Origin of the sequence: Reichenbachiella sp. (genome assembly GCF_965233835.1) — a bacterium.
In the GTDB taxonomy this organism is placed as follows: Bacteria; Bacteroidota; Bacteroidia; order Cytophagales; family Cyclobacteriaceae; genus Reichenbachiella.
Genome location: NZ_OZ247585.1, coordinates 168,279 through 181,723 on the forward strand (window position 1 = coordinate 168,279; position 13,445 = coordinate 181,723).

Annotated in this window: 13 protein-coding genes; 2 read left to right on the forward strand and 11 right to left on the reverse strand. The window is 38.4% G+C overall.

Features of this window, described 5'->3' with window-relative positions:
• Positions 1-19: 19 nt before the first annotated feature.
• From ACO6S2_RS00725 to ACO6S2_RS00750, 6 genes are all read right to left on the reverse strand, one after another.
• Positions 20-1,078, reverse strand: coding sequence for an SUMF1/EgtB/PvdO family nonheme iron enzyme (locus ACO6S2_RS00725; RefSeq protein ID WP_422360596.1), 1,059 nt, complete (start codon positions 1,076-1,078; stop codon positions 20-22).
• A 186-nt stretch (positions 1,079-1,264) separates the two neighbouring features.
• Positions 1,265-2,233 carry a type IX secretion system membrane protein PorP/SprF gene (locus ACO6S2_RS00730; protein ID WP_422360597.1) on the reverse strand — a complete coding sequence of 323 codons (969 nt, stop codon included), beginning with the start codon at positions 2,231-2,233 and terminating at the stop codon, positions 1,265-1,267.
• 100 nt (positions 2,234-2,333) lie between these two features.
• The gene (locus ACO6S2_RS00735) at positions 2,334-3,119 is read right to left on the reverse strand and encodes a uroporphyrinogen-III synthase (RefSeq protein ID WP_422360598.1); all 786 of its coding nucleotides are present in this window, start codon (positions 3,117-3,119) and stop codon (positions 2,334-2,336) included.
• A 32-nt stretch (positions 3,120-3,151) separates the two neighbouring features.
• Entirely contained in the window at positions 3,152-4,273 is a 1,122-nt protein-coding gene (locus ACO6S2_RS00740) for a DUF4271 domain-containing protein (RefSeq protein ID WP_422360599.1), read from the reverse strand.
• Entirely contained in the window at positions 4,266-5,288 is a 1,023-nt protein-coding gene (locus ACO6S2_RS00745; protein WP_422360600.1) for an MraY family glycosyltransferase, read from the reverse strand. Before ACO6S2_RS00745 ends, ACO6S2_RS00740 begins: the two co-directional genes overlap by 8 nt.
• Before the next feature lie 47 nt (positions 5,289-5,335).
• The gene (locus tag ACO6S2_RS00750) at positions 5,336-6,934 is read right to left on the reverse strand and encodes a BamA/TamA family outer membrane protein (RefSeq protein ID WP_422360601.1); all 1,599 of its coding nucleotides are present in this window, start codon (positions 6,932-6,934) and stop codon (positions 5,336-5,338) included.
• A 119-nt stretch (positions 6,935-7,053) separates the two neighbouring features.
• Between ACO6S2_RS00750 and hemW the strand changes: the two genes are divergently transcribed.
• Together hemW and ACO6S2_RS00760 are read left to right on the forward strand one after the other, a co-directional pair.
• Positions 7,054-8,178 carry a radical SAM family heme chaperone HemW gene (gene hemW / locus ACO6S2_RS00755; RefSeq protein WP_422360602.1) on the forward strand — a complete coding sequence of 375 codons (1,125 nt, stop codon included), beginning with the start codon at positions 7,054-7,056 and terminating at the stop codon, positions 8,176-8,178.
• Between the two features lie 136 nt (positions 8,179-8,314).
• Positions 8,315-8,656, forward strand: coding sequence for a hypothetical protein (locus tag ACO6S2_RS00760; protein ID WP_318170060.1), 342 nt, complete (start codon positions 8,315-8,317; stop codon positions 8,654-8,656).
• Here the strand turns inward: ACO6S2_RS00760 and ACO6S2_RS00765 are convergent.
• The 5 genes from ACO6S2_RS00765 to ACO6S2_RS00785 form a co-directional block, all read right to left on the reverse strand.
• Positions 8,653-9,375, reverse strand: a complete 723-nt coding sequence (locus tag ACO6S2_RS00765; protein ID WP_422360603.1) for a LytR/AlgR family response regulator transcription factor — start codon at positions 9,373-9,375, stop codon at positions 8,653-8,655. The two genes, ACO6S2_RS00760 and ACO6S2_RS00765, sit on opposite strands and share 4 nt — an antisense overlap.
• Before the next feature lie 2 nt (positions 9,376-9,377).
• Entirely contained in the window at positions 9,378-10,415 is a 1,038-nt protein-coding gene (locus tag ACO6S2_RS00770; protein WP_422360604.1) for a sensor histidine kinase, read from the reverse strand.
• A gap of 143 nt (positions 10,416-10,558) precedes the next feature.
• A complete protein-coding gene (locus tag ACO6S2_RS00775) occupies positions 10,559-11,902 on the reverse strand; it encodes an NAD(P)/FAD-dependent oxidoreductase (protein WP_422360605.1) in 1,344 nt (447 codons plus the stop codon).
• Positions 11,903-12,006: 104 nt separating this feature from the next.
• Positions 12,007-12,723 carry a hypothetical protein gene (locus ACO6S2_RS00780; RefSeq protein ID WP_422360606.1) on the reverse strand — a complete coding sequence of 239 codons (717 nt, stop codon included), beginning with the start codon at positions 12,721-12,723 and terminating at the stop codon, positions 12,007-12,009.
• Positions 12,716-13,444, reverse strand: coding sequence for a hypothetical protein (locus tag ACO6S2_RS00785; RefSeq protein ID WP_422360607.1), 729 nt, complete (start codon positions 13,442-13,444; stop codon positions 12,716-12,718). The genes ACO6S2_RS00780 and ACO6S2_RS00785 overlap by 8 nt, the downstream gene beginning before the upstream one ends.
• Position 13,445 lies beyond the last annotated feature (1 nt).

The window sequence follows — 13,445 nt, forward strand, 5'->3', positions numbered from 1 at the left end:
TTTAATACAGTTTTAATAATTAAAATTCATTCCCGCCAGATCGACCCAAATGAGTCATTGCACATCTAAAACCAATAGATGCTCTGGTAGAATCCTTAAATTCGTAAGTTTTAGTTCCGGTCTCAAGGTAGTAAGCTATATCCTTCCAAGAGCCTCCTCTGATCACCTTCTTAGGTTCGTCATCATCAAAGTAAGTCGGATTCAAATCCCAAACCAACGGCATAGCCGAAGGGTTAAATGCATCTTCTACCCACTCCGCAACATTTCCAGACATTTCATACAGTCCGTAATCATTAGCAAAGAAGGTTCCTACTGGTGAAGTATAAGCAAAGCCATCATCAAAGTAGTTACCTCTTCCCGGCTTGAAGTTGGCAAGAAGACATCCCTTCTTATTTCTAATGTAAGGGCTACCCCAAGGGTACTTGTTCATGTCTCTTCCTCCTCTTGCAGCATATTCCCACTCTGCCTCAGATGGCAATCTGAAGTTTGGCATAGGAAATAAACCACGATCTGCTCTAAAGTTATTCAAATGATCTGTTCTCCATTTACAGAAGTACTTAGCAGCCTCCCAATCTACGCCAACAACAGGATAGTTATCGAAAGCTGGATGCGACCAATAATAGACCATCATTGGATCTCCCATGTGGTGCGTAAAGTCTCTAACCCAAACAGAAGAATCCGGGACTAAGTCCTCAACAACAAACCCTTCTGGCAGATCAGTTTCTGATCCCTCAGTAATATCTTCAATAAACTGTCGATATTCATTATTTGTAATTTCTGTATCGTCCATATAAAATGGTCCGATTGTTACCTGCTTATTGTAATTGATTTGAGTAGCAGCAACATCCTCATCCGCCTGTCCCATATGGAATGTTCCCGGAGGAATAGCAACCATACCGAAGGGCCGAGTCATTTCCCAACCTTCTCGTCCTTGAGCTCCTATCAATTCTCCATTGCTATCTATAGCTTGTCCTTTACCTCCTCCAAAAATATTTAAGAGGCTACAGCTTTGGGTACCAACAAGAATTATGGATAAGAAAAGAAACGAAAAAATTTGGCTCACACTAAATTTATTCATAACACAATTTTTATAACATTCATACTTTAACATAACAAGTATACACAAAATATATTGCACGGATTAAACCATAAATATAATCTTTACAATTCAAGATACATTAATTCTTGAACAAAATTTATTTCACTCCGCTAAAATAAGAAAAGCACCTGCTTTACAACTATTTCTAACTAACTAATTACCTATCTAATACCTGAACCTAGGCGTGCGTATAATCTTTTTGGCACCAGTAGAAATGGATGGCAGATCATATCGTATGAAAATTTCATGAGAGGTTGGCTGTTTGGCTGATTGATCCTTAATGATATAATCGAACGAATAACCGGCCTTGAGTTGGTTGTTATCCAAAAAAGAATAACCCATTAATAAGGCCATTGCTTCATTGTTTCGATAACTTAATCCTCCCCATATTTTTTTATTGTAAGTAGCTATGACGCTCAAGTCTATGGAGTACGTGTTTAAGTCACTAGCGACCAACAAAGAAGGTGTCAAGTCTATATTATAGGTAAGTCTATAACTATACTCACCATACAGATTATAGATCATGCTTGCCTTGTTGCTAACATTGCCTGAGGCATCTAGACCGTAATTCAACTCAGGCCTCAACAAATGATTAACTCCAGCTGCGAGCAAATAATTTTCGGTGGAATAGCTCATACCAAAAGCCAAATCAAAAACAGCTTGAGACTCCTTGGTTTGAACATTTTTCGGATCCGAAGGATCAACAAATCGAAGCTTCGAAAAATCAAGTGTACGATTTACGAATGCGGGTCTAATTCCAAAACTAAGCGTACCTCTATTCAAGGCTTTGTGATAGGCTAATGATACTTGCGCTTCCATGTTGTTTAGTACACCAAGCTTGTCGTAAATCACATTTACCCCTAATCCTAAAGGCATTTCTTTAAAAGAGATGGGAGTTGAGAAATTCAGAAATTGAGTGGAAGGGGCCCCTCCATCTTCTTCAAATGTTGGTTCATAGCCAATCCACTGTGCTCTGCTTAAAACACTTACACTTCCTTTTCCATCATGGGCTGTTAGTGCTGGGCTCCAATAAGACTTATTGAACATGTACTGTGTAAAATGAGGATCTTGTTGAGCCATCGATGTAAAACCGCTGGTCAACAAAACAATCAACATAAATATAGATTTCCTCATAAGGGCTTTGAATTACAATGACGTTTAGCAACAACGTATTATGTAATAATAATCAAAAATTGAAAATACCCTTATCTCGATCAGCACAAATTAGCTGAACTTAAATATTGTTCGCCTTTTTGATGTAGTATTCTAAAGCTCCCGTCATTGAAGGGGCATTTGGCAATGGGGCCTGAATGTCTAAAATCAAATCTGCATCCCTTACAGCTTTGGCTGTTGTAGGTCCGAAAGCTGCTATTCTTGTCTTCTTCTGTTCGAAATCAGGGAAATTAACCATTAATGAGTTTATCCCTGAAGGACTGAAGAAGGCAATGATATCATAATTAACATCTGCCAAATCCGACAAATCGCTAGCTACGGTTTTATAAATGATTGCCTCTGTACAATCGAACCCATTTTCATTAAGAAAATCAGGAATGTCATTTTTTCTGATATTAGAACAAGGGAAAATGTATTTTTCATTTTTGTGTTTTTTCAACACTTCAATCAATTCACTTGCCGTTCTCGATCCAGTAAATATCTTTCTTTTTCTAATAACAATATACTTCTGAAGATAGTTAGCTGTCTGCTCTGAAATACAGAAATATTTCATGTCAGATGGAATCTCCACTTTACTTTCTGCTGCTAATCTGAAAAAGTGATCTACTGCATTTCTACTTGTAAAAATCACAGCAGAATGCTTCAAAATATCAATTTTCTGAGCCCTAAACTCCTTTATATCGACTGGATCGATTTGAATAAAAGGCCTAAAGTCAATTTTTATATTGTACTTTTCTGCAAGGTCAAAATAAGGTGACTTGTCACCTGTTGGCTTTGGTTGAGATACTAAAATGCTGGATACTTTCTTTAGCCTAGCCTTGTCTTCAATCAATAATTCTTCGCTCATTCCGATGTACCTATTTGAAAACTATTATGTAACTATTTTAAGAAAATCTTAAAGAATAGTAATAGTGGGATCAATTCTGAACTGCAAAGGTAAGAAAATAAATGAAGTTTTCGAAAGGTATAAATCTTATTTAAAACAAAATAGATTAGTACAAGGCGCCCTGACCAGAATAAAACAATAATCAGCTGAATCCAATTCCACCATTCATTGACCAATAATCCACCAAAAATCCCATTGATTATACTAAATGAAAAGCTGATTAAAGCTAAAATTAGGGAGAGACGAAAATAGGTAAAATAATGAACTAACCTCACTTTTTTCAACTTAAACAGCTCGGATCCTGCAGTAATCAGCAACAACTTAGCTATAATGAATGTAAAACAATAAGCCGAAACCTTTAAGCCCAAGTAAACGCTATTCTCATGTTTTATTGAAAATGGAAAGACCAGACTAGAGTCGGGAACGAATAAATCACATGTCATTGCAGCGCTACCGATCAAAATTGAGTAGAATATAATAAAGCCAATATTTGGCCAAGCCAACGGTGCATGGGCAATAGCCAATTCAAAATTTTGACGTAACTGTAACGATTTCCCAATGGATAAATATTCATGAAATAGTCTAGAATAAAATGCTCTAAATACAGCTATCAAAGACATCGTGGCAATGGATATAATAATAAAGAGATCCTGCCTTTCATTACTCTTTCTTTCCAGATAAGTCGTTTTTTCAAGCGCTGAAATCCCTTCATCTTCCTTATTGATAATCACTGAAGCAATATTATTACCATCTAGCTCCTCACTATAAACCGACACATAAAAATTACCGACTTGATAAATATGATATAGACTATCCAGTGCAAAGTATTTAGTCTCTGGAGATGAGGTTGCAAATACCAATTTTTCCTGAATCCAAACATAGTGCTTCTCCGGCAAGGTGAGTTTAAGGTGTGAGTTTCGGTACTTGTTCAGGTCTACCTTGAATCGAATGGCATCAGTGGTTGGTTGTTTAAAGTACGGAATATAGTGCTGAGCCTTCTGATCAAACACCTCCCAACCCCATCGCAAATTTTTTAGTTCTATATCAGAAGCGCTCGCTCCAGAGGCAAGGGTCAAACTGCCCAAATAGACCCAAATGCAGATCTGCTTAGTCATCTGTCCGCAGTTTCTTCCGATTTAAAAATTCTAAGATAATGCTACTAATCACAGCAAATAGACCGACAACAATGAGCAATACAGAATTCCCTAAATCAGAAAAGGCAATAGTAAAAGTGATAACCGAGAGATTGACAATAACAAGTACCAAGACAACCTGTAAATGAGAGAGCCCTAAATCACAGAGATAATGATGGACATGGTTTCGGTCTGGCATAAAAGGAGAAACGCCTCTATATACTCGAATGATAAAAACCCTAATGGTGTCAAAAATGGGAATAAAGAGAATACCGATTGCTAAAGCCGGAGCCGAAGCGACTTTGTCCATCTCAATGAAATGAATAGCTAGTATTGATATAATAAATCCACTTACCAAGGCACCAGTGTCCCCCATAAAAACCCTTGCATTGAGTAAATTATATCTTAGAAATCCAACCATAGCTCCTGTCAGTGCAAAACATACATAAGCATAGCTAGGTTCTCCTTGAAGGTAAAAGTAAGTTCCAAAAGCCATACAAATTACTATGACTATAGAGCCGGCTAAACCATCAACTCCATCAATAAGGTTCACCGCATTGGTAATACATAGTATAACCAGAAAACTAAATGCATAACTCATACCAACCTCAAGATCATATATACCCATGAAGCCCTGGAAGCTTGAAATTCTGATATCCGCATAAAAGAGCACAATACCGGCAGCCAACACCTGAACAAAAAACTTCTTGAAAACAGAAACACCATTTATATCATCCTTCACCCCTACGAAGAAAATAATCAAACTGCCTGCAAGGAGCTGCTGTATACCGAGAGACATCTGTCCAAAGATGGCTACTCCAGTCATGAAGCCAGCAAAGATGGCTAACCCGCCCAAACGTGGTGTATTGATATCATGAAATTTTCTAAAGTCCGGTTCATCCAGTATGCGCTTGCTGTGCGCCACGCTAATAATGGTGGGGATAGAGAACATTGAAATAAGAAGCGCCCAGAAAAATATCAGTATGGATTCGATCATGTGCTAGTTCGAGTTTGGCTCAAAGTAAGTCAAAAGTCAATACCTTTTCAAAAAATGGCGGTATAACCAAAATGGATTTTGGAATTAGCAAATGAAAACGACTCTCCGTCTCTTTTTCCCAATCCATATAGAATCTTAAAATTTCCACGTTCTGTCATGAATTGCATACCTGCGCCAAGTCCAGCAGGGTTGTCTGAGTAGTCCCCACCCAAAATTTCATAAGCAAGGAATGACTGATCATAAAAAGCTACCAGATAAGAATTTGCATCCAAATAATACCTCCACTCTAAATTCACCAAAGCATATTTAGAGGCAAAAAATTCCAACTCGTTGAAACCTCGTACGGTTTGCAAACCTCCCAATCTGAACAAATCATTCAAGTAGAGGTAGTCATTAAATATTAATCCATTTTGTGAGGCCAAATAAATCACTGATCTGGGTGAAATCCTTTTGTATGCCTCAAGCGTAAACTGCAATCTATACTGGGTGGATTCAGGAATAGGGGCGTTCGAATTGATGACTGATTTTCTACCAATATTTCCATTCCAATCAATCTTAAAGCCCTCCTTAGGATTATAGAGCTGATCCAATTGATACCAAGTCACAGCCAATCCATAATAATCGATATCAAAATCGCCACTCGCTCCAGACTGATTATCTAATTCGTTGCCCAATAAACTTTCGTAACTGATGCGCATGCTCACCTGTCTAGTCGGACGATAATCAAAAGCCAACTTTAATGAACGATTGGAATAAATGGTATCTTGACGGATTTGATCCAAAGCAAAATAAAGATCCAGCGGTGAGCCCAACAAAATGGGGTGCAGGTAGGAAGCGTGAAGCTGTTGAGAACCTGGCTCCAGTTTTGTCCAGTTGATATCAATTTTTTTGCCGGACTGAAACAAATTGTTAATGCTCAAATCAAGCTCGCCTGTAACTTCAACTCCCTCCCCATCTCTGCCTGGCACCAACCCTAATATTCCATCAAAGTAATTGACCTTACGAGGCTCCAACTCTAACGTCACTTTGGCTTTTTTTAGCTGAAAGGAGGTGTGCATATCGACCAAGGACAAAAAAGGAAGATGTTGAATCCTGGCTTTAACCTCTTCAAGATCTCTTTCATCATAGTTTTTTCCATAGTCTAGTCTCAGGTATTTACTCAAAAAACTCGGCTTAACTAGTCCTGATGGGCTTACCTGCAAACTATCATAAATGATCCTTGAGCCCAAATCCATTTGAAGATATACATGAAGTTGGTTTCCTAAAAGATGAGTTGAATCCACAGTAAAGCTGGCAAATGGATAACCACTAGCATCTAAGTAATCGAGAAGTTCTTCAATTTCTGCCTCTATTTGATCAGGAGAAGAAATTTGATGTGATTTGATTTTTGGAAATCGAGAAAGGCTATTCAGTCCACTTTTATTATCTGTAATAGAGACCTCGATAACATCAAATGATTTGCCCTGGTAGCCAAATATGGTTAACGTATCCTCCGAGTATCTTACAGAATCTAGGCTAGCCAACCAAAAACCATCTCTACGCATGTCAGTGATCACTGTCTTTTTCATCCATTCAATTTCTATTGAATCAGCCTTTGAAACTTTCGGTAAGTACTTCTGATCAATTCCTTCAAAAACAACAATCATAGAGATAGAATCTGAAGTTTGAGCATCGACGCTATTGACTATCCCGAGAGCGAGACAAAAAGAAGCAATATGTTTTAGAAAATGTCTATACATTAGCGGCTCACTATCATTCTTACGCCTTGGCTGGAATCTACATTCATATTCCTTATTGCAAACAAGCCTGCCATTACTGTGATTTTCATTTTTCTACCAATCTAAACACCAAATCAGATTTAATCGAAGCAATTCTGAAGGAAATTGAATTACAAAAAGATTATCTTCTTGGAGAAACCATAGAAACCATCTATTTCGGCGGTGGCACTCCCTCCATTCTTAGCATTCAAGAATTGTCTGATGTCTTACACAAGATTTACGAAAATTTTCAGATTAGTGAAAATTCAGAGATTACTTTGGAAGCAAATCCTGATGACCTGGGCCGACCGAAGCTTGAAGAATTAAAAGTTGCTGGAATCAATCGGCTGAGCATAGGAATACAATCTTTTGACGACCAAATTTTATCTTATTTCAATCGTGCTCATAATTCTAAAATGGCACTTGATGCAGTAAAGTACGCTCGTGAAATCGGGTTTGAGAATATATCGATTGATTTGATATTTGGCGTCCCCAACCAAACTTTGGAGGCTCTCAAAAATGACCTTGAGCAAGCGCTTGAACTCAACACACCTCATGTTTCGATTTATGGACTAACCATAGAAGAAGACACCGTGTTTGGCAAGTGGGAAAAGCAAAACAAATTAACTCCTTTAGACGAAGACCTTGCTGCTGAACACTTGGTACTGATCATGGACACGCTTGCAGCTGTAGGCTATGAGCAATACGAAATTTCCAACTTTTGCCTTCAGGGCTTTGAATCCAAACACAACTCGTCATACTGGCACGGCAAGAAATACCTGGGATTAGGTCCTGCTGCTCACTCCTATAACGGAGTAGAAAGACAATTCAATTACGCTCATAATATTAAATACATCAAAAGCATTCAATCTGACAAGCTGCCTTTTACAATCGAAAAATTGAGTGCCGAGGACCAAGTCAATGAAGCGATTCTTACTCAACTCCGGCTAAAAGACGGGATCAATCATGCTGACCTTAAACAAATCCATGATTTCGATTTGATCAAAGAAAGAAGAGTTCTAATCAATGAGTTTATTCAGAAGAATATGCTGGAATTAAACGGTAATTTCTTAAGCCTGACATCAAATGGGAAATTACTTGCGGATTTCATTACGGAAAAACTTATAATCTGATTATATTCATCATTTATTAATGACAATTGTAAGCTTATCCTAGATAAGTAAGCTGGTAGAAATTTTCCAGCACCCAAACAAGCAGAACAAAACAGAGTAGGCTTTTAGAATGACCAGACAAGAAAAAAGAGCATTAATGTTACTCAAATCACTGATATTCCACTATCACGGTTTGGATGAAGACGAAAAAGCCCTGCTTGATGAAAGCGCCAATCAGTATGATGCTCATCGGGAGTTGGACTGGGCCAATGCTTTCATTGCTGAAGATTTTATTTCTGCCTTTGAGCGAGCTCGAGAGTTCTTAAATAAAGTGATTGGTGTATTGCCCAAAGAGAAGAAACTGGATCACTTAATTGCCGTCTGGCAGGACAATCATAAGAAGGGATACATGACGGAAATGGAAGCAACCGCTATGATAAATCTCGCTAAGGATTGGGATATTCAAGCCGAATTGATGGAACGGGTACGAGAAGGTTAGAGACTCATTCGCTCCTTAAATTTTGAAGCCTGCCTTCTACTCACCTCTACTTTATCTCCTCCTTTGAGTTGCACCATTAAGCCTCCATTAAACCACGGCTCAATCGATTCAACCCACCCTAAATTGATAATGTGCTTTCTACTGGCTCTGAAAAATGATTTATCATCGAGCTTCTCATCAAGGGCATTTAAAGACTTGTGAATCATAGGACGAAAGCCATCAAAAAACACCTTGATGTAATTGCCGTCGGATTCAAATAGCCGGATGTTCTCCAACTTTACAAACCAGCATTTCTCTCCATCTTTAACAAACACCTGATCTGATGCTTTCAATTTTTCAGAAGACTCGGTCACAACGGGTGCTGGTTTAGCTGACTGATCCAAAACCTTCTTTACTACATTGGCCAGCCTGTCCGTATCAATAGGTTTAAGCAAATAGTCCAAGGCATTGAACTCAAAAGCCTTAATAGCAAACTGATCATAGGCCGTAGTGAAAACCACCAAAGGTGTTTTTTCTAACATTTCCAATAGTTCAAACCCAGTCTTGTCAGGCATCTGAATGTCGAGGAAGATCAAGTCGGGATCATGTTTCTGTATTTTTTCTACAGCATCATCTGCATTGACGGCCTCATCTACAATCTCTATCTCTGGAAACTCAGCCAACAAAGAGGTTAGTTCTTTCCTTGCGAGTCTTTCGTCGTCTATAATTATTGCCTTCATATCTAGTATCCTTTGGGTAAAACCAATTCGGTCAGTACCGTGTTTTCTGATTCATTTTTGATGGTAAATCGGGCCAACCCTCCATAGATCAGCTCAATCCTCTTTCTTGTATTGCTCAAACCATATCCACTTTTTTTGGCAGGCTTGTTATTTAAATATACACCTGAATTTCTAATTTGAACGACCAAAAAGTCGCCTTCAATTCTTGCCATTACACTTATGGTTCCTCCAGATTTCAATTTAGATATTCCATGTTTGATTCCGTTTTCTACCAAAGTCTGAATCATCATCGGAGGGATCTTAATTTTATGCGTACGCTTGCTCACTTCCCATTCTACATTCAACCTTTCTTCGTATCTAATGGACTCCAAACTCAGATAGTCTTCTACTGTGGCCATCTCGTCTTGTAGCAACACTAACTTCTTTTTATCTACCTGAAGGGAGTTCCTAAGAATATTAGACAATTGTGTAATGGCCGATTTAGATTTTTTTGGATCTTCATCTACTAAGGCTCTGATACTGTTCAGTGCGTTAAAAATAAAGTGAGGATTCAGCTGTGCACGGAGGTTATTGAGTTCTGTGTCTCGAATAACTGTCTCATACTGCAAGGATTTGTTGTACTCTTCGAAATAATGATAAGTAAAATACACGAGAGACCACAAAAAATACATAGCTGTCGGCCCTAAAATTCCGAAAATCATGTGAGTTGGTTTCATCTCCACCGACCACATCAAAGTACCCATCAGATACGACACCAGAATCAAAGAGAAGTAATTGAATAGACCAAGCACAACGTTCGAAACCAGAATCCTTGGAATCAGACGGATCGATGAGTAAGTAGACCATTGCTTCTTTTTGATCAATGATCTTAAAAAGTGAGAAGAACCTATATAAAAAGCTACTTGAAAAACAGCACCAAAGAAATCAGTAAAGGTGACTTTGTTGCTTTGCATCACCAACACAGCGAAGTTGAGTAGTCCCCAGGTGGACCACCCTATGATTTGGCACAACCAATAGGCACGTTGCTTAGTCATTTGCATACATGCCAAATTTATAGAAACCCTTGGATTGCGCCACCATCATTTTATTAGTGGTGAAATGACTGGTCGATTGGATAGACGAATTCAATAAGGCTATCATTTCCAAAGTTGTCGAACTTTGGAAATGTTCCTCAGTCCAATGATCAAGCCACTAAAGCCCCTTCTCCCTCCTTTGGTTTCTCTTTTTTCTTGGCTTTGTGCTTCACAAATGGGCGAATGATCAACCGTGTGCCTCTATCATAAGTAAAATAGTTCCAGAGCCAATTGCCGAAAATTACAATCTTGTTCCTAAATTCTACAATAAGAATCAAGTGCACAAACATCCAAGTCAGCCACGCCATAAATCCGCCAAACTTGAATTTTCCGAGCAGTTCGGTTACTGCCTTGTTTCGGCCTACAGTGGCCATTGTTCCTTTATCTGTATAGGTAAACGCCTTCCATGGCTTGCCTTTTTTCAATCCATTCAGATTCTTAGCCAGAAGTTCTCCTTGCTGAATAGCTACGGGTGCCAGCATAGGATGCCCTTTAGGGAATTTTTCTGTTGACATGCTCGCCACATCACCAATGGCATAGATATTCTCAAAGCCAGATACTCTACTGTATTCATCCACTTTGAAACGCTTGTCAGGTGTAATATCCAGCGTAAGCCCAGCAATGGCGTTGCCTTTTACACCAGCGGCCCAAACTAACGTTTCCGTAGGAATTTGCATGCCGTCATTCAAGGTTACCGTTTCGCCATCAAAGGCCTTTACGATTTTGCCTACATAGATATTGACATCAAATTTCTTGAGATAGTCAAAGGCTTTTTTTCCCGAATAGTCGGACATGGCCCCTAGCAAACGCTCTTGACCCTCCACCAAATAGATTTGCATCTTATTTAGGTTCAGTTCGGGAAAATCTTTCGGCAGCACATGCTTCTTCAACTCTCCTAAAGCACCAGCCACTTCTACCCCAGTAGGTCCTCCTCCAACGATCACATAATTCATCAATCGCTGCATTTCATTCTCATCCGTTTTGAGTACAGCTTTTTCAAAATTCTGAAGAATTTGACTACGCAAGTTCAATGCGTGAGGGACTTGTTTTAGCGGGAAGCTCTTATGCTCAAACTCATCATTACCAAAGAAATTGGTCAAAGAACCACAAGCCAATACCAAGCGGTCATATTTTAGTTTCCCGATGTTGGTCTCTACTTGCTGATTCTTTTCATCTATGCGATTCACACTAGCCATCCTGAAATAGAAATTCTTCCTATTTTGGAAGCTTTTCCGCAAGGGACCAGCGATGGAATCCGGCTCCAGACCTGCTGTAGCTACCTGATACAAAAGGGGTTGAAAAGTGTGATAGTTGTATCGATCGAGTAGAACAATTTGAAACTTGTTGGAATCCAATTTTTTTAGGAATCTGAGGCCACCAAAGCCTCCTCCAACTACTACTACTCGGGGTAATTCAGATTGAGGGATTTTGATCTCCTCATTTTCGCTTACCATGATTTTTTTACGGTTTGAGTACGGTAAATCTTTACGATTTTATAGCTGCGAAGTTGAGAATTTTAGAAGTATTTGTTTGGGTACAAATCACAGAATATTAGGTACTAATTCGCAACTAATATTCCCTTGCGCTTCAATATCAGGCATGTGAAAAAACCTCCTGTAACAGCAATGGTATGAATAAATGAAATATGAATATCAATACCAATTACTGTTAAATTGAATATTTCAAAACAAGCTACACAAAGCGGTAAAATCCATTGCTTTCTGCTTAAATAGGATAGTGCTCCAAAAAAAGCATAAAAACCTACTGAACCACCCATCCAATTCCTTGCAAAAGCAAAAGAGAAAAAATGGCTGTCTGGCCAAATAGAAAGGCCTAGATTAAAAAATGACCCGAAAAATATGCCAATAATAATATACGACACAAAGAAAATAATAAACGTGGGTCTAGTGCCGTATTGTACCTCGAATGACTGTACAGGCATCATTATCCCAAATATTGAAACAAACAAAATATGATCAATTCCATTATGGAAAAATGGAGTGGTAAACCAACTCAAAACATAATCAACTGGGTCGGTCAACATTTTCCCTAACCATATTGCTCGGTCACATGCAAATATCTTTTGCCATGTATCGCAATCCCAGGTAGAAGCAAATCCAAGTATTGATACAATACTCCAGATTACAATTAAATAAATAATTGAAAATTTCCTAGAATTCAACCATCCAAGAAAGCTCATTTTATCACCGAATTGATCAGTCCAAAACCATTGAAATGGAATCAACTGTTCTTTTGTTGGTTTCTTGTTATTCATTTATCAAAAATTTGCGCAATAGCCTCGATGTTAGCATACCGCTCATACAAGAAACAATATGGATAAAAGAGATATGAACAGAAATACCAATTACAACTAAATTGAGAATTTCAAAACTGACCAATGATATTAACAATACCCAAGGTTTTTTGGCGAGATATATCAGCGCTCCAATAATAGCATAAAATCCAACAGAGCCTCCCATCCAATTTCTTTCAAATCCTGAAGAAAAAAAATCTACATCCGGCCAGTAATAAATCCCTACATTAAAAAAAACACCGAAAAATACACCTACTGTAACGTAGGCCAAAAAGAAAATTATTACCGTAAACTTTGTTCCATTTTGAACCTCGAATGATTGTACCGGCATCAAGAAACCAAAAATGGCCACAAACAATATATGATCAATTCCATTATGAAAGAATGGTGCTGTAAACCAACTCAATACATAGTTGAAGGGCTCAGTTACCATTTTAATCATCCAAATTGCTCGATCACAAGCGAACACCTCTTGCCAAGTATCGCAATGTCTTGTATTTGCTTCTCCAAGAAAACCGAATAGAAAAAAAACAACAAATAAATAAAAAATTGTAAAAGGCCGAGATTTTACCCACTCCAAAAACCCCATGCGCTCCCCATAGACATTAGTCCAAAACCACTGATATGGAATGAGTTGTTCGTTGGTGTGTTTCTTTCTTGATGCTTGTTTACTTTCTCCCATG

Bases quoted from the DNA above. Each gene is read 5' to 3' on its own strand.
- ACO6S2_RS00740 (WP_422360599.1), bottom strand. From the start codon at position 4,273: ATGACTAAGCAGATCTGCATTTGGGTCTATTTGGGCAGTTTGACCCTT.
- ACO6S2_RS00780 (WP_422360606.1), bottom strand. From the start codon at position 12,723: ATGAATAACAAGAAACCAACAAAAGAACAGTTGATTCCATTTCAATGG.
- ACO6S2_RS00775 (WP_422360605.1), bottom strand. From the start codon at position 11,902: ATGGTAAGCGAAAATGAGGAGATCAAAATCCCTCAATCTGAATTACCC.
- ACO6S2_RS00785 (WP_422360607.1), bottom strand. From the start codon at position 13,444: ATGGGAGAAAGTAAACAAGCATCAAGAAAGAAACACACCAACGAACAA.
- ACO6S2_RS00735 (WP_422360598.1), bottom strand. From the start codon at position 3,119: ATGAGCGAAGAATTATTGATTGAAGACAAGGCTAGGCTAAAGAAAGTA.
- ACO6S2_RS00760 (WP_318170060.1), top strand. From the start codon at position 8,315: ATGTTACTCAAATCACTGATATTCCACTATCACGGTTTGGATGAAGAC.
- ACO6S2_RS00770 (WP_422360604.1), bottom strand. From the start codon at position 10,415: ATGCAAATGACTAAGCAACGTGCCTATTGGTTGTGCCAAATCATAGGG.
- ACO6S2_RS00725 (WP_422360596.1), bottom strand. From the start codon at position 1,078: ATGAATAAATTTAGTGTGAGCCAAATTTTTTCGTTTCTTTTCTTATCC.
- ACO6S2_RS00730 (WP_422360597.1), bottom strand. From the start codon at position 2,233: ATGAGGAAATCTATATTTATGTTGATTGTTTTGTTGACCAGCGGTTTT.
- ACO6S2_RS00765 (WP_422360603.1), bottom strand. From the start codon at position 9,375: ATGAAGGCAATAATTATAGACGACGAAAGACTCGCAAGGAAAGAACTA.
- ACO6S2_RS00745 (WP_422360600.1), bottom strand. From the start codon at position 5,288: ATGATCGAATCCATACTGATATTTTTCTGGGCGCTTCTTATTTCAATG.
- ACO6S2_RS00750 (WP_422360601.1), bottom strand. From the start codon at position 6,934: ATGATTGTTGTTTTTGAAGGAATTGATCAGAAGTACTTACCGAAAGTT.